Source organism: Enterobacter cloacae complex sp. BZL2005, from assembly GCF_049238885.1.
Taxonomy (GTDB): Bacteria; Pseudomonadota; Gammaproteobacteria; order Enterobacterales; family Enterobacteriaceae; genus Enterobacter; species Enterobacter roggenkampii.
The window spans coordinates 97,017-115,081 of record NZ_JBMKGI010000010.1 but is presented as its reverse complement, the minus strand read 5'-3'; the positions used below and the strand labels follow the sequence as shown (position 1 = coordinate 115,081).

Below are 18,065 nucleotides of genomic sequence, written 5' to 3'. Positions count from 1 at the left end.
CCTCAGATGATGTCATCTACCACGCCGCCATCGACGCGCAGCGCCGCGCCCGAGGTGGCGGAAGCCTGGGGCGAACAGACATAAATCACCATATTGGCCACCTCTTCTACCGTGGCCGCGCGCTGGATCACCGAGCTGGGGCGGTTGGCCATCACAAACTCTTTCGCCAGCTGCTCCAGCGATTTACCGGTTTTTTCGATTTCATCCTTCATCATCTCTGCGAAACCGTCCGACATCGTTGGCCCCGGCAAGACGCTGTTGACCGTCACGCCGCTTCCCGCCACGAACTTCGCCAGCCCGCGCGCCAGGGAGAGCTGCGCCGTTTTGGTCACGCCGTAGTGGATCATATCCGCCGGGATATTGCAGGCCGACTCGGAGGAGATAAACACCACCCGTCCCCAGCCCTTTTGCACCATGCCCGGCAGGAGGGCGCGGGAAAGACGCACGCCGGACATCACGTTGGTCTGCCAGTAACGCTCCCAGGTCTCATCGTCGGTGGCATAGAAATCCTGCGGGCCGTAAATCCCGGCGTTGTTAACCAGAATATCGACGTTATTCGCCACCTTCAGCAGCGACTCGACCCCTTCCGCCGTGCTGAGATCGGCAATCGCGGCGCGCACCTGCACGCCCGGCACCACCTGCTGCAGCTGCTGAATGCCTTTATTCACCGATTCCGTGCTGCGGCCATTAACGATCACCTCGGCACCGCTTTCTGCCAGCCCTCTGGCAATGGCGAACCCGATCCCGCCGGTTGAGGCGGTCACCAGCGCCACTTTCCCCGTAAAGTCGATTTTCATCATCCGCTCCTTATCGTTTTAACGTTCGGACCTTAAAGCGTAGCAGGTGAGGATGACGGCTCCTGGCTAAAAAGGCGCAGCAGCGTCTCCACCTGCTCGTCAAGCGGGGCGAGGGAGCGCTTAACAATCAGGTGAAGCGGCGTCGCTCTGCGTGCACCGTGGCTCAGCGGCAGGCGTTTCAGGATGCCTTGATCCAGCTGGGTCAGGATGCGTTCTTCTGGCAGCCAGCCGTAGCCGACCTGAGAGAGGACGGCCTCAATGGCGGCATCGATGGTGGAGAAGGTCCATGACTCACCGGCCGCGCGCGCGGCGGGCTGGCTGTCCGCAATCTGAATGAGCGGCCACGGGCGTAGCATGTCGTCGTTAAGCGGCGCGTCGAGGTGAAAGAGAGGATGCTGATGGTGGGCCACGGCAACAAAGTCGATATTCATCAGCCATTCGCCGAGCCCGGTCATGTCCTGGCGGCGGGTGAGAACCATCACATCGGCTTCGTCGTTAATGGCATCGTTCCGGGTGTTTTCCAGCACCTCGGTGAGGCGTACCTGGGTTTGCGGATACTGCTGCTGGAACTGGCGCAGAATGGCAAACAGGCGGCGGCGGGGGAAAATGGAATCCACCACCAGATCCAGCCGCGTGCGCATTCCGTTGCGAAGGGTCGCTGCGCGCGTCTCAACGTACGAAAAGGCTTTCAGCAGCGGTTTCACCTGGTTGAGCAGCAGTTCTCCTGCCGGCGTTAACACCGCCCGTCGTCCTTCCGGCACCAGGAGGGCCACGCCCAGCCGCTCCTGCAGCAGCGACAGGTTATAGCTCACCGAGGACTGGCTGCGGTGGGTCTCTTCTGCGGCTTTGGCAAAGCTGCCCGCCTCGACCACTCTTTCCAGTAAAGACCATTGTTCCAGCGTCGTCTTATGCATAATTTATCTAAAATTTGGATGAATTTGATTAAAACATAGCGTTATTCATTCAATTTTTGAAGGGGTACGATCGTCTCATCAAAACAAAGGAGACATCTTATGAACACCTTCGACAAACACGACTTAAGCGGCTTCGTTGGCAAACACCTTGTTTATACCTATGACAACGGCTGGAACTACGAGATTTACGTCAAAAATGAGACGACCCTGGATTACCGTATTCACAGCGGTCTGGTGGCCAACCGTTGGGTGAAAGATCAGCAGGCTTACATCGTGCGGGTAGGGGAGAGCATCTATAAAATTTCCTGGACCGAGCCAACCGGCACCGACGTCAGCCTGATTGTGAACCTGGGCGACAAACTGTTCCACGGCACCATTTTCTTCCCGCGCTGGGTCATGAACAACCCGGAAAAAACCGTCTGCTTCCAGAACGATCATATTCCGCTGATGAACAGCTACCGTGATGCGGGCCCGGCGTATCCAACCGAAGTGATTGATGAATTTGCCACAATCACCTTTGTACGCGACTGTGGTGCCAATAATGAAAGCGTGATCGCCTGCGCGGCCAGTGAATTACCGAAAAACTTTCCAGATAACCTGTAATAAGCGCGACAATTAACTAAATAGAAAAGTTCCCGGCTATTTCATATTATTTTGAAATAGCCGGGATTTTTTTTGTTTGTTGAGGATTGGTTTAAATGTTTCCATTTCAAAATGTTGCGGAAGATCACATCAAAAATATTTAATATAAAATTAACTTGTTGTTTTTCAATTGGCTGCTAGTTGTCTTATAGCGTTGTAAACGCTGTCTTAATTTTTCCCTAAGGAAAGAGAGCTACTTTGATATGAGTTTATGGTTCGTTGAAATAAGCGGGCTGGCATTTGGTTAATATCAAAAACATGCCATTTTGATTGCAAGGAAATTAATAATGAGTGATTTTCTGCCTTTTTCGCGGCCGTCGATGGGCGCTGAGGAAATTGCGGCGCTTCAGGACGTTTTGATGTCGGGCTGGATCACCACAGGGCCTAAGAATCAGCAACTTGAAGAGGCATTCTGTCAACTTACCGGGAACCAGCATGCGATTGCCCTCTGTTCAGCCACCGCGGGCATGCACGTTACGCTGATGGCGCTGGATATTGGCCCGGGCGATGAAGTTATTACCCCTTCCCAGACCTGGGTCTCCACGCTGAATATGATCGTATTGCTGGGCGCCACGCCGGTCATGATTGATGTGGACAAAGATACATTAATGGTGACGCCAGAAGCCGTGGAAGCCGCTATTACCCCGCGCACTAAAGCCATTATTCCCGTTCACTATGCCGGCGCGCCGTGTGATATCGACGCAATTCATGCCATCGGTGAACGTCACGGTATTCCGGTGATTGAAGATGCGGCCCATGCCGCCGGAACGTATTACAAAAACCGTCACGTGGGCTCGAAAGGAACGGCAATTTTCTCCTTCCACGCCATTAAAAACATGACCTGCGCGGAAGGCGGCCTGGTGGTCACGGATAATGCCCAGCTGGCACAGCGGATCCGCAGTCTGAAATTCCATGGCCTGGGCGTAGACGCCTATGATCGCCAGACGCACGGCCGCGCGCCGCAGGCGGAAGTGATCGCGCCGGGCTATAAATACAACCTGGCGGACATCAACGCCGCGCTGGCGCTGGTGCAGTTAGGCAAACTGAAAGAGGCCAACAGGCGCCGTGAGGAAATAGCACAACGCTACCTGCGGGAGCTTGCCGATACGCCGTTCCAGCCGCTCACCATCCCGTCATGGCCGCATGAGCACGCCTGGCACCTGTTTATTATTCGCGTGGATGAAGCGCGCTGCGGGATCTCACGCGACAACCTGATGGCGGCGCTGAAAGAGAAAGGCATCGGTACCGGCCTCCATTTCCGCGCGGCCCACACGCAAAAATACTACCGCGAGCGTTTTCCTGATGTATCGCTCCCGAATTCTGAATGGAATAGCGCACGTATTTGTTCTCTCCCTCTTTTCCCGGACATGACTCATGACGACACAACCCGCGTCATTACCGCACTCCATCAGCTTGCAGGACATTGATATGTTCAGTGCACCGCCTGTACAAAAAGTATCCGTGGTCATCCCGGTTTATAACGAGCAGGAGAGCCTGCCCGAACTGATCCGCCGTACAACGGCCGCCTGCGACACGATGGGCAAGGCCTACGAAATTCTGCTGGTGGATGACGGCAGTAGCGATAATTCCGCGCTGATGATGACCGAAGCCGCGCAGGCTGAAGGCAGCCACATCGTTGCCGTGCTGCTCAACCGTAACTACGGCCAGCACTCGGCGATTATGGCGGGGTTTAGCCACGTCACGGGCGATCTGATTATCACCCTGGACGCGGACCTGCAAAACCCGCCGGAAGAGATCCCGCGCCTGGTGGCCAAAGCCGACGAAGGCTATGACGTGGTCGGCACGGTCCGTCAGAACCGTCAGGACAGCCTGTTCCGCAAGCTGGCCTCGCGCACCATCAACCGTCTGATCCAGCGCACGACCGGTAAAGCGATGGGCGATTACGGCTGCATGCTTCGTGCCTACCGCCGCCATATCGTCGACGCCATGCTGCATTGCCACGAGCGCAGCACTTTCATTCCGATTCTGGCGAATACCTTTGCCCGCAAGGCAACGGAAATCCCGGTCCTGCACGCCGAGCGCGAGCACGGGGAGTCGAAGTACAGCTTTATGCGCCTCATCAACCTGATGTACGACCTCATCACCTGCCTGACCACCACGCCGCTGCGTCTGCTGAGCGTGTTCGGCAGCATCATCGCCGTGGCCGGTTTCGCGCTGTCCGTTCTGCTGGTGGTGCTGCGACTGGTCTTTGGCCCGCAGTGGGCGGCGGAAGGGGTCTTCATGCTCTTTGCCGTGCTGTTTATGTTCATCGGCGCCCAGTTTGTCGGGATGGGGCTCCTCGGTGAATACATTGGCCGAATCTATAACGACGTTCGCGCGCGTCCGCGCTACTTTATTCAACGTGTTGTCCGTCAGGAACACAAAGCATCTCAAGAGGAAATTCACCCATGAAAGCTGTTGTATTTGCCTATCACGATATGGGGTGCACGGGCACGCAGGCCCTGCTGGAAGCGGGCTATGACATTGCGGCAATCTTTACCCATCCGGACACGGCTGGAGAGAATAACTTTTTCGGCTCCGTGGCGCGTATCGCCGCCGAGCGTGGTATTCCGGTTTATGCGCCAGACGACGTCAACCACCCGCTGTGGGTGGAGCGCATCCGCGCCCTCGCGCCTGACGTCATCTTCTCGTTTTACTATCGCAACCTGCTCTCCGACGAGATCTTAGGCCTGGCTGCAAAAGGCGCCTTTAATCTTCATGGTTCTCTGCTGCCTGCCTACCGTGGCCGCGCCCCGCTGAACTGGGTGCTGGTGAACGGTGAAACGGAAACGGGCGTGACGCTGCACCGCATGGTGCGCCGTGCGGATGCGGGCGCTATCGTGGCGCAGCAGAAGGTCGCTATTGATGCGGACGACACCGCGCTGCAGCTGCATCAAAAGCTGAACGCGACGGCACAGACGCTGCTGCGCGATGCGCTGCCGGGCATCCTTAACGGCACCTTCAGCGAAACCGCGCAGGACGAGAGCAAGGCAAGCTGCTTTGGCCGCCGCGCGCCGGAAGATGGTCGTCTGGACTGGAACAAACCGGCCCGCCAGCTGCACAACCTGGTGCGCGCCGTGACCGACCCGTGGCCGGGCGCCTACAGCTTTGCGGGCGTCAGCAAGTTCATCGTCTGGAAATCCCGCGTGCGTGACGACATTCCGGCGGCAAAACCGGGCACCGTCGTCTCCGTCTCCCCGCTGATTGTGAGCTGCGGCGAGCAGGCGCTGGAGATCGTTACTGGCCAAACCGACAACGGCCTGTACGTTCAGGGCACCCAGCTGGCGCAGTCGCTGGGGCTGGTGGCCGGGGCGCTGATCACCAGCGCGCCGGTGGTGGCCATCAAACGCCGTACCCGCGTGCTGATCCTCGGCGTGAACGGTTTTATCGGTAACCACCTGACCGAACGTCTGCTCAAAGACGATAACTACGAAATCTACGGCCTGGATATTGGCGCGGATGCGATCAGCCGTTTCCTCGACAACCCGCGCTTCCACTTCGTGGAAGGGGACATCAGCATCCACTCCGAGTGGATTGAATACCACATTAAGAAATGCGACGTGGTGCTGCCGCTGGTCGCCATTGCCACGCCAATCGAGTACACCCGTAACCCGCTGCGCGTGTTTGAGCTGGACTTCGAAGAGAACCTGAAGATCATCCGCGACTGCGTGAAATACGACAAGCGCATCATCTTCCCGTCCACCTCTGAAGTGTACGGCATGTGTACCGATAAGAACTTCGATGAAGACACCTCCAACCTGGTGGTCGGGCCGATCAACAAACAGCGCTGGATTTACTCCGTCTCCAAACAGCTGCTGGACCGCGTGATTTGGGCCTACGGTGAGAAAGAGGGCCTGCGCTTTACCCTGTTCCGTCCGTTCAACTGGATGGGTCCGCGTCTGGATAACCTGAACGCGGCGCGTATCGGCAGCTCCCGTGCGATCACCCAGCTGATCCTGAACCTGGTGGAAGGCTCGCCAATCAAGCTTATCGAAGGCGGGAAACAGAAACGCTGCTTTACGGATATCAGCGACGGTATCGAAGCGCTGTTCCGCATCATCGAAAACAAAGATAATCGCTGCAACGGTGAAATCATTAACATCGGCAACCCGGACAACGAAGCGAGCATTCGCGAGCTGGCCGAGATGCTGCTGGCCAGCTTTGAGCGTCATCCGCTGCGCGATAAATTCCCGCCGTTTGCCGGCTTCCGCGAAGTGGAAAGCAGCAGCTACTACGGTAAAGGGTATCAGGACGTTGAGCACCGTAAGCCAAGCATTCGCAATGCGAAGCGCTGCCTGAACTGGACGCCGACGGTGAAGATGGAACAAACCATTGATGAAACGCTTGATTTCTTCCTGCGCACCGTGGAGCTGTCGGAACAGGTCTCATGAAAAAAGTCGGTTTACGCATTGATGTCGACACCTTCAGGGGAACGCGTGACGGCGTACCCAAACTGCTGGAACTGCTGAGCAAGCACGGCGTGCGCTCCAGCATTTTCTTCAGCGTGGGGCCTGACAACATGGGACGCCATTTATGGCGTCTGGTTAAACCGGCATTTCTGTTCAAAATGCTGCGCTCGCGCGCAGCATCCCTCTACGGCTGGGATATTTTGCTGGCCGGCACCGCCTGGCCCGGCAGACGCATCGGCGCGGGTAATGAAGCGGTTATCCGTGAGGCGGCACAGCATCATGAGGTGGGTCTGCACGCCTGGGATCACCATGCCTGGCAAGCCTGGGCGGGCGTCTGGGATATCCCGCGCCTGTCCCGTGAGGTCGAGCGTGGGATGCTGGAACTGGAGGCCATTATCGGTCAGCCCGTGCGCTGCTCCGCCGTGGCGGGATGGCGTGCGGATCAGCGCGTCGTGAAGGCCAAAGAAGCCTTTGCGTTTCGCTACAACAGCGATTGCCGCGGAACCGGGCCCTTTTTGCCGCTGTTGGGCGAAAATCGCTACGGTACGGTGCAAATTCCGGTCACGCTTCCCACCTGGGATGAAGTGGTCGGGCGTGAGGTGAAAGCTGATGAGTTCAATCGCTACATCCTGGACCGCATTCATCATGACGCCGGTACGCCGGTGTATACCATCCATGCCGAAGTGGAAGGGATTGCGTATCAGCATGATTTCGACGAACTGCTGACGATGGCCGCTCAGGAGGGCATTGCGTTTTGCCCGTTAAGCGAGCTGCTGCCAGACGACCTCAGCACCCTGCCCGTGGGCAAAGTGGTCCGCAATGAACTGGCTGGCCGGGAAGGCTGGCTTGGCTATCAACAAACCGTGAGTCCGGTCCAATGAAAACAGCCCGTTATGGCTTAGCGCTTCTCGCACTGTTTATCGTTTACTACCTCATCCCGGTTGATATCCGCCTGCTTTGGCAGCCTGATGAAACGCGCTATGCGGAAATCAGCCGCGAAATGCTGGCCTCCGGAGACTGGGTTGTCCCGCATTTTTTGGGGCTGCGTTACTTTGAAAAGCCGATTGCTGGCTACTGGATCAACAGCATCGGGCAGATGCTGTTCGGGCACACGAACCTCGCCGTGCGCGCCGGGTCTATCTTCTCCACCGGTTTAGCGGCGCTGCTGGTCATCTGGATGGCCTGGCGTCTCTGGCGGGATAAGCGGACAGCCATTTTCTCCGGCCTGATCTTCCTGACCCTGTTCCTGGTGTATGGCATCGGCACGTATGCGGTGCTGGATCCCATCATCACCCTGTGGCTGGTGGCGGCGATGTGCAGCTTCTGGCTGGCGTCACAGGCCCAGACCGTTGCCGGAAAAGCGGGGGGCTATGTGCTGCTTGGGCTGGCCTGCGGGATGGGGGTGATGACCAAAGGCTTCCTGGCGCTGGCGGTACCGGTGATTGGCGTGCTGCCGTGGGTGATCGCCCAGAAGCGCTGGAAAGAGGTGCTGATTTTTGGCTGGCTCGCGATCCTGAGCTGCGTGCTGATTGTTCTGCCATGGGGGCTGGCCATTGCGCAGCGTGAGCCTGACTTCTGGCGTTACTTCTTCTGGGTTGAGCATATTCAGCGTTTCGCCCAGAGCGACGCGCAGCACAAAGCCCCGTTCTGGTACTACGTGCCGTTCCTGATCGCGGGTAGCCTGCCGTGGCTGGCGCTGCTGCCCGGCGCGTTCCGTCTCGGCTGGCGTGACCGACAAAACGCGGGCGGCGGATTCTATCTGCTGGGATGGGTGATAATGCCGCTGCTGTTCTTCAGCATCGCCAAAGGCAAGCTGCCGACCTATATCCTGCCGTGCTTTGCCCCGCTGGCGATCCTGATGGCGCGCTATGCCTGCCTCGCGGCGGAGAAGGGCGCCAGAGCGTTACGCATTAACGGCGGGATCAACCTGGCGTTTGGCGTTATTGGCATGGTGGCGGCGCTGGTGGTCTCTCCGTGGGGGCTGGCTAAGCATCCGGTCTGGTCCTCGGTTGAACTGTATAAAGTGTTCTGCGCGGTGGTCGCGTTCCTCATCTGGGCCGCGGTCGGCTGGTTTACGTTCAGGCAGAGTCAGCAGCGCTGGTGGCTTGCGGCGCTCTGCCCTGCGGGCCTGGCGCTGCTGATCGGTTTTGCCATTCCTAACCTGGTGGTGGATTCCAAACAGCCGCAGTCGCTGGTCGACACCGTGCGCGAGCCGCTTCAGGACAGCCGATTTGTCTTGGCCAATAACGTGGGCCTGGCCGCTGGCCTGGCGTGGGAGCTGAAGCGCAATGACATCACGCTGTTTGGTCAGAGTGGCGAACTGCGCTACGGGCTGGATTATCCTGATGTGAAAGATCGTTTTGTCGGTAAAGATGACTTCGCGCAGTGGCTGGCTGAGCACCGTCAGCAGGGACGCGTATCGCTGGTTATCCTGCTGTCAAAACGCGATGACCTTTCGCGGGCGGATCTGCCAGAACCGGACAGCCTGTATATCCAGGGCCGTCTGGCCTACCTGCAGTATCTGCCGAAGTGATGACCTGGATCTGGCTGATACTGGCAAGCCTGCTCAGCTGTGCAGGACAGCTGTGCCAGAAACAGGCTACCCGTCCGGCGAAAGCCGGGCGGCGTGGCGTGCATATCGCGCTGTGGCTTGGCCTGGCTCTGCTGGCGCTGGGCAGCGGGATGCTGGTCTGGCTGGTGGTGCTGCAGCGCCTGCCTGTCGGCATTGCCTACCCTATGCTGAGCCTCAATTTTGTCTGGGTGACGCTGGCGGCGAAGGTATTCTGGCGTGAAAACGTCGCCTCGCATCACTGGCTGGGGGTGGGGTTGATCATCATTGGGATTGTTATCCTGGGAGGGAGCCTGTGAAAGGGGCGTTCTGGGCCTTATGCAGCGTGCTGTTAGTCAGCGCCGCGCAGCTGTTGCTGCGCGATGCCATGCAGGCACTGCCGCCGGTCAGCGAGATTCTGACGTTTATTTCCGCGCTGTGGCACGTCTCGTCCGGCACGGGCGCGCTGCTGCTGGGGTTGATGGGGTATGTGGCTTCTATGGGCTGCTGGTACCTGGCGCTGCATCGCATGGCGCTCAGCAAAGCGTATGCCTTGCTGAGTCTTAGCTATATCCTGGTGTGGGGCGCCGCGATCCTGCTGCCGGGCTGGGGAGAAAGCTTCTCCTGGCACGGGCTGGTCGGCGTCGTGTTTATTATGTTGGGTGTACTGGTGATTTTCCTGCCCCGACGTGGATAATCGACTCGGTGGTCAGGGTGTAAGGGGTCGACGTACAAACGGCCAGGCTGAGTGAGCCGATCTGCACCTGGCTGACCGAGTGCGACGGTGCCGTGCTGTCGATGCTGACAATCTGCCAGGCGCTACCGCCACGCTGCTTGATGATTGCCTCTTTTCGCGTCCAGATACGCCAGAAGGCGGCAAGCCGTTCCTCTGGCGCTTCGCGCTCAAGCTCATCATGCTCCGTCATGCTGAAGACGGCATTCGCTAACGCCTGCCAGTTCTTCCTGGGGCGAATCACTTCGATATCACAGCCGACTTCGCCTTCATCGCTCATCAGCAAGGCGATATCGTCACCGCTGTGGCTCAGGTTGAACCACAGCGGATGGCCCTCCGCAAAGGCCGGTTTCCCCTGCTCGCCGTAAATAATGTCGGGGAGCGGATGAGGGGACAACGCTCTGGCGAGCAGCATCCTGCCAGCCAGCCATGAGGCATTGCGAGCACCCTGAGGTGCGCTGTCTGCGAACGTTGACGCCAGCGGGTCCGCGCAAAGGGTGGGTATTTTTCCCAGTACAAACTGGTACATAGTTACGCCCAGCGTTTAATGATAATCGAGGTGTTGATGCCGCCAAACGCGAAGTTATTGCTCTGCAGGTACTCGCAATCGATCTGGCGGGCTTCTCCCATAATATAATCTAAAGCACCACATTGCTCATCCGGTTGCCTTAAATTGAGTGTCGGGGCAAACCAGCCTTCACGCATCATCTGTAAACTCATCCATGCTTCCAGCGCGCCGCAGGCTCCGAGCGTGTGGCCAAAATAGCTCTTCAGCGATGAAATCGGCACGTTGTCACCATAGATAGCGGCAGTGGCCTGGCTTTCAGCAATATCACCGCGATCGGTGGCAGTACCGTGTGCGGAGATATACCCCATATCCAGGGCGCTTAGTCCCGCCATGGCCAGCGACTGCTCCATACAAATCTGCATGGTTTCACGCTGAGGCTGGGTGATATGGGCCGCATCACAGTTAGTGGCAAAGCCCACGATTTCGCCGTAGATAGTGGCCCCGCGCGCTTTGGCATGCTCCAGTTCTTCGAGTATCAGGGTGCCCGCGCCTTCCCCAATCACCAGACCATCGCGCTGCGTATCAAATGGCGAAGGGGTGGTTTTGGGTTCATCGTTACGCTGGCTGGTGGCAAACAGCGTGTCAAACACCGCCGCTTCAGACGGACACAGCTCCTCAGCGCCCCCCGCCACCATAACGGTCTGATAGCCGTGGCGAATCGCCTCCCAGGCGTAGCCAATTGCCTGGCTGCCGGACGTACAGGCGCTTGAGGTCGGGATGACGCGGCCACGTAATCCGAAGAACAGTCCGGTATTCACCGCGGTGGTGTGCGGCATCATCTGCACGTAGGTTGTGCCGGTGATGTTATTGGTGTGCTTTTCGGTGAGCATAGTGGCGAATTCGCTGACGGGCCCGGTACTGCCTGTGGATGAGCCATACGCGATACCCGTTTGCCCATTGGTGAGCACCGCCTCGCCAATCAGCCCCGCCTGCTCCAGCGCCAGCTCGGTGGCGCGGGTCGACATCAACGACACGCGGCCCATGGCGCGGATCCGTTTGCGGGTATAATGTTCCGGCAGCGTGAAGTCATCAATCGGCGCGCCCAGCAGGGTGTGCAGGCCATCATAGATCTGCCACTCCGGCATTTTACGCACCGCGTTTTCATACGCCAGCAGCCTGCTGGACACGGATTGCCAGTTTTCGCCAAAGGCGGTCACGCCGCCCATGCCCGTAATCACCACGCGACGCGTCATAGCATTCCTCCGTTAATGGAAATGACCTGGCGGGTGACGTAACCCGCAATATCTGACATCAGATAGCTTGCCAGCCCGGCGACCTCCTCAGCCTGGCCCATGCGTTTCATTGGAATGATGGACATCGCTTCTTTCAGCGCGGCCTCTTCCATTTCAATCATTCCGGTATCAATCAGCCCCGGCGCAATGCAGTTCACGGTGATTTTGCGTTTTGCCAGCTCAATCGCCAGCGCTTTGGTGGCACCGATAATGCCCGCTTTTGCCGCGCTGTAGTTCACCTGCCCGCGGTTACCCATCACGCCGGACACGGACGATAAGGTGATAATGCGTCCCCCTTTACGGGTGCCAATCATCGGCATAATGCAGGGGTGAATGACGTTATAAAAACTGTCGAGATTGGTGTGGATCACGCTGTCCCAGTCGTCTTCACTCAATGCCGGAAAGGCGCCATCGCGGGTGATACCCGCGTTGCTGACTACGCCATACCATGCGCCATGGGCTTCAATGTCCTGTTCCAGCACCTCGCGGCACTGTTCGCGGTTGCCCACATCAAACGAGAGTAAACGGCCGTTGCCGCCCGCCTGCGTGATGGCGTCCAGCGTCTCCTGCGCGCCTGCGGCATCACGATGGTAATGCACGCCTACGGTAAACCCGTCGGCGGCAAGCTGTCGGGCGATGGCGCGCCCTATGCCTTTGCTGGCCCCGGTGACCAGTACGGAACGACTCATGCGTTAGATCCCTGATTAAAAAGCGAGGTTAATTCTTCTGCGCTTGGCTGGAAGGTGTTGACCCGGCCCGTGGCCAGCGTCTCTTCATTAGCGGAAATTGCGCATTCAAAACTGCCGAAGCGTTCGTCCTGCATCAGCAGCTTAACGGTGATGTCCAGCGTCAAGCCTGCGGCGAAACGCCCGCTGGCGCAGATCAGTTCACGCGCGCCGAGCACCATGCCCAGCGCAATATGCTCCTGCCCCTGCTGCTGACGATGCCAGCCGGACCAGACGCCGACGGTCTGCGCCATCAGCTCGAGCGCGTACCAGCCCGGCAGGTTGCCGTCGGCATTCAGAAAGGGTGCCAGCACGCTTTGTCTGTCTATCGCGACGCGGCATACCGCCATGTCGTCCGTCACATTCTCAACGGACTCCAGCAACATCATGGGCGCATCGTGCGGCAAATAGGCTTCGGGTGATAAGTAGCTCATGACGCTCTCCCCAGCAGAATGCTGGCGTTGTTGCCGCCAAACGCGAACGAGTTAGACAGAATGACCGGCTTTGTCAGCGCGGTGCGCTGGTGCAGCAGACCGCACGGCGCCAGCGTGTCGTCCGGTGCGTAGCGGGCGAAGTCCTGCGGCGGTAAGAGCAGATTGCGCGTCAGAATCAGCCAGCTCAGGGCCGCTTCGGTGATACCGGCAGCGCCCAGCGTATGGCCGGTAAGGTGTTTAGTAGAGCTACAGGGCACGCTTTCCCCAAAGAGATCGTGTACCACCTGCGATTCAATCTGATCGTTAAGCGGCGTGGCCGTGCCGTGCAGGTTGATGTAGCCGATATCTCCGGGCTGCATACCCGCTTCGTTGAGCGCCTGCGTGATGGCCCTGATCGCCCCTTCGCCCTGCGGATGCGGAGCGGAGATATGGTACGCATCGCTGGATTCCCCCGTCCCGAGCAGCGCCACGTCCGCGGGCTCACGGCTAAGCACCATCAGCGCGGCGGCTTCACCGATGGTGATCCCCCGACGGTCGCGACCAAAAGGCTCGCAGAGCGTAGGGGAGAAGGATTCAAGGCTGTTAAACCCGTTGACGGGCATCCGGCTCAGGGTATCTGCTCCGCCAACAATGGCAATGTCCACCAGCCCGGCTTCAATCAGACGTTTGCCGCCGATCATCGCCCGCGCGCTGGAAGAGCAGGCTGTCGAGATCGTATAGGCCGGGCCTTCGAGCTGAAGCCAGTTGGCGAGGAAGCGGGACGGATCGCCGAGCTCCTGCTGCGGGTACTGCCAGTGCGTGCTCGCTTCGCCATGGGTCATGCGCTGCACGTGCTCATCGCCTTCATCCAGCCCAGAGGTGCTGGTCCCCAGCACCACGGCCACCCGATCGCGGCCGACGCGGGCGATAGCCTCGTCGACGGTCGACTGAATCTGCGCCAGCGCGGCCAGCAGAAGCTGGTTGTTGCGGGTGCGGTGTGCGGACAGCGTTTCCGGGATGGGCAGCAGTTCGCCTTCCACACCGCCCAGCACGGCGTCGGGTGAACCCTGTAACCAGCCGGTTCGGGCATGCATACCCGGCGCTACGCCCGTCACCAGGTTAGCAGCGATTTCATCATGCGAGTTGCCCAGCGCGTTGACCATGCCAACAGCGGAAATATAAATCATCTCAGTCACCCAGATATTGAATGGTGATGTGGTATTTAAAAACGTGTTGCTCGATGCTGATCGGCTCGCGCTTGCCTTTACGCTGCAGGTAGACAATCTCCGTCACCAGCTTGCCGCTGGCGTTACGCAGTTCGCGCCGATCGCCCGTGTCAGTCAGCGTCCAGCCCTTCGGCAACTGCGGCTGCCAGGTGCTAATCGGCCAGTGGCTGAGCATCACGTCGGCCAGCACCTGGCTGGCGGGCGGCAACTGCGGCACAACGATCGACTGCTCGGTATGAATACCGGTCTCATCGTACGTCGCCAGGAACAGACGAATGCCCACGGAAGAGAGCCCGGCCAGCGTCACTTTATGCGCATCCGCGTTGAGCATCACCAGCAGGGACTGCGTTTGCCCGTTAAAGCTGCCGGTCAGCAGCTGCTGGGAGCTTACCGCCGGGCTAATGCCGGGCGGCGGGAGCGTAACGCGGGTTCCCGGCTGGAGCCAGGCCTGGGGACGCGTCTCTTGGGTATCGGTCGAATGGCTGCAGCCTGCCAGCAGCAGCGCCGCGGTTAGCGCGACGGCGCGGTAAAAAGCGTTCATTTACGTTTTCTCTCTTTCTTATCCGGCATCGCCAGCGGCGCCAGCAGGAAGGCGGTAAAAATACCGCTCACCAGCACGATACCAAAGCTGCTAATGGCCTGCGTGGCGCTGAAGACGAGCATGCCCAGCGTCAGCAGCGTGGTCATTATCGCCAGCGTAATCGCCAGCATCGAGGTCAGCGGCGTGCCGCGCGGGTTGCTGAAAAACAGCGTGTAGTTAATGCCAATGCCGAGCACCAGCACCAGCGCCAGCAGTGAAAACAGGTTCACCGGGTGGCCCGTTGCAGCCAGTACTGCCAGCCCGCAGCTCAGCGACAGCACGGACGGCACCAGGCTTTTCAGCCCCTTACGCCAGCCGAGGCGCACCATCGCCCCGCAGGCAATCACCGCCAGCGCGGCAAACAGGAGCCCCGTCAGCAGCGTGCGGTAGAGGGCAAACAGGGTGTCAAAACTGGCTTTGCGATCGACCCAGACGACACCGTCATGGCGCGCGGCCAGCTCGCCGAGGGCCGTGCTGTTTTTTGCGCCGTCCACCGGCACGAGCACGCCGCTTTGACCGTCGGGCAGGGTCAGCCAGAGCAGACGCCAGCCTTCGCTGGCCGGGCTTTTAAGCCACGCGTCCACGCTGACCGGCATGGCGTCCAGATTCGGGGAGACGGCGTTGAGCCCTGCGCTTTTCAGCACGTTCGTTACCGCAGGCGCGGCGTTTTGCAGCAGCGTAAGATCGCTTTTCTGACGGGCCAGCGAGTTCAGCGGCAGGGTGCGCCAGCGGGTAATTTCTCCCGCTTTCTGCGCCTCTGCCAGCGCCGGGGTAAAGGCTTCCAGCCGCTCCAGCGTTTGCTGAGGCGAAGCGCCATGAACCACAAACCATTTCTGATCCACGCTCTGTCCGGTCAGGGCGGTAATGGCCTTCTCCTGCGTCAGAATATCTTTCGGCAGCGCCTGCAGCTGGGCGATGTCGTCGTCCACCTTCAGCGTGCTTATTCCCACGGCGGAGAGCAGCGCCAGCGCGACGGGAAGACCAATTGACAGTTTTTTACTGCGTCGCCAGGCGGCCAGCCAGCGCAGCATCAGGCCCATAAAGGGAACCGGGCGCACCGGTAACCCGCGGCACAACCATGGATGCCAGAAAATCACCGTCAGGCAGGAGGCGCTCAGCCCCACGGCAGCGAACACCGCCATCTGGCGGATCCCGGGGAAGGGGGCCAGCATCATAATCAGGTAGGCGGCGACGGTCGTCAGCAGCGCCAGCAGCAGCGCATTGCGAACTTTGGCCAGGCTTTGCCAGGGAGTATGCTCCGCGCCGTGTACCATCCGTTCGGTCAGGTAGTAAAGCGTGTAGTCTGCCGAAATTCCGATGATGCTCATGCTCATCACCAGCGTCATCAGGTGCAGCTCGCCAAAGAGCAGCAGCGTCACCACCGTCCCCGCCAGCGCGCCGATGGCAATGGAGAGCACGCTCAGCAGCAGCGGGCGCAGAGAGCGGAACACCGCCACGATGAGCAGGAACACGCCAAGCAGGGTGGCGATACCCAGCGTCGAAACATCACGTTTGGCCTGCTGGCTGGCGTAATCGCTGTAGAACACGGTCCCGCGGGAAAGCAGCTGTGCCTGAGGGTAGCGGGCTTTCAGCGTCTCCTGCAGCGCGTTAAGCGTCGTCACAAGCCGGTGGGTCTGCTGCATATCAAATGATGAGCCCGCCAGCTCGCCGTGGAGCAGATACCAGTAGTTTCCCGCCTCATCTTTTGCGACCAGCCAGCCGTCCATCAGCCGCAGCTTCTGGCCGTTTTGCGCCAGAGCGAGCTGCGAGCCGCGCATCAGCATCAGGGGATCGTTTTGCAGCTCTTTACCGCTGACGCCGGAAAAGGCCGAGTAGAGCTGAGATAAAATCCACTGCGCCTGCGCTTCTCCGCCGTTTTGCAGGCGGGCGCGGGTGGCGGGGTCAATCAGGCCATTTCGGTGCTGCCAGAAGAACTCTCCCCAGGCCTTTTGCCCGGCGGCGTCCATCGGGCCTTTGACCTCGCTGAGCGAATCAGTGCTTTGCAGCAGCGCCAGCCACTGCTGTGCCACGCGCGGATCCGGCTCTTTGCCGGGGCTGACCAGCCAGACCAGCTGGCGGTCGAGACGCTGCATAAACCCGTCGTTGAGCGCCGGCGGGATAGCCCCCAGCGTCTGCTTCGGCAGCATGGCCAGCACGCTGCTGTTCAGTCGCGTGCCGGGCAGCAGCGACAGCAACACGCCCAGCAGAATCAGGCATAGCGTGGCCCACAGCAGCGCCGGGCGCAGGGATTTACGGTGCGGCAAAGCGTTGGCGTTCGTCATCGGTCAGGCTGGCGGGCGTCAGTTGGTGGCGAGAAAGGGCGATATCGGTACGGTCGCCCTGTTTGTCGTTGAGGCGAATCGTTTCCAGATAGGTCGCGCCGCCCAGATCGAGGGTGGCGAAAATCTTGTCCAGCGGCGTCGTTTTTGGCGTAAGCACCAGCGACCAGCGGCCCGCTCCCAGGTCTTTAAAATCGATGCGGAAGTTCTCTTCCAGCACCTTGCGGTCCGCCTGGAACAGGGCGCGCAGAAGATGGTTGAACTGGAACATCTGCGGATTATTGTCGGCAGTGATGGTTTGCGGCGGCTGGCCGTTAATCGCCTGAACCATCCGCTTGTCGTCCAGCAGGAGCGTCATCGGAAACGGCGCTTTTTGATCCCACAGCAGGCCGCTGTCGCGGGCGATCAGCATTTCGCCCTGCGAGCGCAGCGGCTGCGGCATATCTTTTATCGTGCGAACCTGTTCGAAGTGCGCGCGCACCACGGGCTGCTCGGTGAAGCGCTGCTGCAGCTCATCCAGCGTCACGGCGCTGACCAGCGGGCTGACGATCAGCGCCAGTAAAGGCAACCATCTCATGGTGTTACTCCCATACGTTCAAACAGTATTGCCGGGCTCACAAAGCACATTTCGCGGGTCGCTTCTTCCACCGCCACCTGAATGGTGTAACCGGTGGTCGTGCGTTTGCCGGTCTGCGCATCGAAAATTTGATAGGCAATGCGCAGGCGGTTTTCATACTCTTCAATGTGCGCGCGGACGCGAATACGCTGCTCAAAGGTCACCGCATCGCGGTATTTCACCCGGGTGTCGACGACGGGCCAGACGTAGCCGGAGGCCTTCATCTGGCGATAGCCATAATCGAACTGATTGAGCAGCGCCTCGCGGGCGATCTCAAAGTAGCGGAAATAGTTACCGTGCCAGACCACGCCCATCATATCGACGTCGTGGAACGGAACGGTGATCTCGACTTCAGTCGTAAAGCGGGGATCGGTCAGCACCCT

At 59.4% G+C, this 18,065-nt stretch carries 19 protein-coding genes; 8 read left to right on the top strand and 11 right to left on the bottom strand.

Going from position 1 to position 18,065, the window contains the following annotated elements; genetic code table 11:
* Positions 1–2: 2 nt before the first annotated feature.
* Entirely contained in the window at positions 3–797 is a 795-nt protein-coding gene (locus ACOTXI_RS16960; RefSeq protein WP_021242161.1) for an SDR family NAD(P)-dependent oxidoreductase, read from the bottom strand.
* 32 nt (positions 798–829) lie between these two features.
* On the bottom strand, positions 830–1,711 hold the full coding sequence (locus ACOTXI_RS16955; RefSeq protein WP_058654981.1) for a LysR family transcriptional regulator: 882 nt from the start codon (positions 1,709–1,711) through the stop codon (positions 830–832).
* Positions 1,712–1,810: 99 nt separating this feature from the next.
* On the opposite strand from ACOTXI_RS16955, the gene ACOTXI_RS16950 reads away from it, so the two are divergent.
* The 8 genes from ACOTXI_RS16950 (at position 1,811) to arnF (ending at position 10,007) form a co-directional block, all read left to right on the top strand.
* A complete protein-coding gene (locus ACOTXI_RS16950; RefSeq protein ID WP_008503103.1) occupies positions 1,811–2,314 on the top strand; it encodes a phenolic acid decarboxylase in 504 nt (167 codons plus the stop codon).
* Between the two features lie 326 nt (positions 2,315–2,640).
* Positions 2,641–3,780, top strand: coding sequence for a UDP-4-amino-4-deoxy-L-arabinose aminotransferase (gene arnB, locus ACOTXI_RS16945; protein ID WP_058654979.1), 1,140 nt, complete (start codon positions 2,641–2,643; stop codon positions 3,778–3,780).
* A 1-nt stretch (position 3,781) separates the two neighbouring features.
* Positions 3,782–4,765: an undecaprenyl-phosphate 4-deoxy-4-formamido-L-arabinose transferase gene (gene arnC, locus ACOTXI_RS16940; protein ID WP_008503101.1), complete on the top strand. Its 984-nt coding sequence runs from the start codon at positions 3,782–3,784 to the stop codon at positions 4,763–4,765.
* The gene (gene arnA, locus ACOTXI_RS16935; protein WP_008503100.1) at positions 4,762–6,744 is read left to right on the top strand and encodes a bifunctional UDP-4-amino-4-deoxy-L-arabinose formyltransferase/UDP-glucuronic acid oxidase ArnA; all 1,983 of its coding nucleotides are present in this window, start codon (positions 4,762–4,764) and stop codon (positions 6,742–6,744) included. Before arnC ends, arnA begins: the two co-directional genes overlap by 4 nt.
* Positions 6,741–7,643 carry a 4-deoxy-4-formamido-L-arabinose-phosphoundecaprenol deformylase gene (gene arnD / locus ACOTXI_RS16930; RefSeq protein WP_058654978.1) on the top strand — a complete coding sequence of 301 codons (903 nt, stop codon included), beginning with the start codon at positions 6,741–6,743 and terminating at the stop codon, positions 7,641–7,643. The genes arnA and arnD overlap by 4 nt, the downstream gene beginning before the upstream one ends.
* Entirely contained in the window at positions 7,640–9,295 is a 1,656-nt protein-coding gene (gene arnT / locus ACOTXI_RS16925; protein ID WP_058654977.1) for a lipid IV(A) 4-amino-4-deoxy-L-arabinosyltransferase, read from the top strand. Before arnD ends, arnT begins: the two co-directional genes overlap by 4 nt.
* The gene (gene arnE, locus ACOTXI_RS16920) at positions 9,295–9,630 is read left to right on the top strand and encodes a 4-amino-4-deoxy-L-arabinose-phosphoundecaprenol flippase subunit ArnE (protein ID WP_023326251.1); all 336 of its coding nucleotides are present in this window, start codon (positions 9,295–9,297) and stop codon (positions 9,628–9,630) included. The genes arnT and arnE overlap by 1 nt, the downstream gene beginning before the upstream one ends.
* Complete coding sequence (gene arnF / locus ACOTXI_RS16915; RefSeq protein ID WP_008503096.1) at positions 9,627–10,007, top strand: 4-amino-4-deoxy-L-arabinose-phosphoundecaprenol flippase subunit ArnF; 381 nt, start codon at positions 9,627–9,629, stop codon at positions 10,005–10,007. The genes arnE and arnF overlap by 4 nt, the downstream gene beginning before the upstream one ends.
* Here arnF and acpT read toward each other — a convergent pair.
* From acpT to ACOTXI_RS16870, 9 genes are read right to left on the bottom strand one after another with little or no spacing between them, the layout of a single operon-like run.
* Positions 9,964–10,572 carry a 4'-phosphopantetheinyl transferase AcpT gene (gene acpT / locus ACOTXI_RS16910; protein ID WP_008503095.1) on the bottom strand — a complete coding sequence of 203 codons (609 nt, stop codon included), beginning with the start codon at positions 10,570–10,572 and terminating at the stop codon, positions 9,964–9,966. The genes arnF and acpT overlap by 44 nt on opposite strands.
* 2 nt (positions 10,573–10,574) lie before the next feature.
* Complete coding sequence (locus tag ACOTXI_RS16905; RefSeq protein ID WP_058654976.1) at positions 10,575–11,804, bottom strand: beta-ketoacyl-ACP synthase; 1,230 nt, start codon at positions 11,802–11,804, stop codon at positions 10,575–10,577.
* Positions 11,801–12,532 (bottom strand): 3-ketoacyl-ACP reductase FabG2, encoded by a 732-nt coding sequence (locus tag ACOTXI_RS16900; protein ID WP_008503093.1) that lies wholly within the window; start codon positions 12,530–12,532, stop codon positions 11,801–11,803. Before ACOTXI_RS16900 ends, ACOTXI_RS16905 begins: the two co-directional genes overlap by 4 nt.
* Positions 12,529–13,002: a hypothetical protein gene (locus ACOTXI_RS16895; protein WP_058654975.1), complete on the bottom strand. Its 474-nt coding sequence runs from the start codon at positions 13,000–13,002 to the stop codon at positions 12,529–12,531. The genes ACOTXI_RS16900 and ACOTXI_RS16895 overlap by 4 nt, the downstream gene beginning before the upstream one ends.
* Complete coding sequence (locus ACOTXI_RS16890) at positions 12,999–14,168, bottom strand: beta-ketoacyl-[acyl-carrier-protein] synthase family protein (protein ID WP_058654974.1); 1,170 nt, start codon at positions 14,166–14,168, stop codon at positions 12,999–13,001. Before ACOTXI_RS16890 ends, ACOTXI_RS16895 begins: the two co-directional genes overlap by 4 nt.
* A 1-nt stretch (position 14,169) precedes the next feature.
* Positions 14,170–14,748 (bottom strand): DUF3261 domain-containing protein, encoded by a 579-nt coding sequence (locus ACOTXI_RS16885; protein ID WP_032653783.1) that lies wholly within the window; start codon positions 14,746–14,748, stop codon positions 14,170–14,172.
* Positions 14,745–17,069, bottom strand: coding sequence for an MMPL family transporter (locus ACOTXI_RS16880; protein WP_058654973.1), 2,325 nt, complete (start codon positions 17,067–17,069; stop codon positions 14,745–14,747). Before ACOTXI_RS16880 ends, ACOTXI_RS16885 begins: the two co-directional genes overlap by 4 nt.
* Complete coding sequence (locus ACOTXI_RS16875; protein WP_025910258.1) at positions 17,038–17,643, bottom strand: outer membrane lipoprotein carrier protein LolA; 606 nt, start codon at positions 17,641–17,643, stop codon at positions 17,038–17,040. Before ACOTXI_RS16875 ends, ACOTXI_RS16880 begins: the two co-directional genes overlap by 32 nt.
* Positions 17,640–18,062 carry an acyl-CoA thioesterase gene (locus ACOTXI_RS16870; RefSeq protein WP_008503087.1) on the bottom strand — a complete coding sequence of 141 codons (423 nt, stop codon included), beginning with the start codon at positions 18,060–18,062 and terminating at the stop codon, positions 17,640–17,642. The genes ACOTXI_RS16875 and ACOTXI_RS16870 overlap by 4 nt, the downstream gene beginning before the upstream one ends.
* Positions 18,063–18,065: the final 3 nt, after the last annotated feature.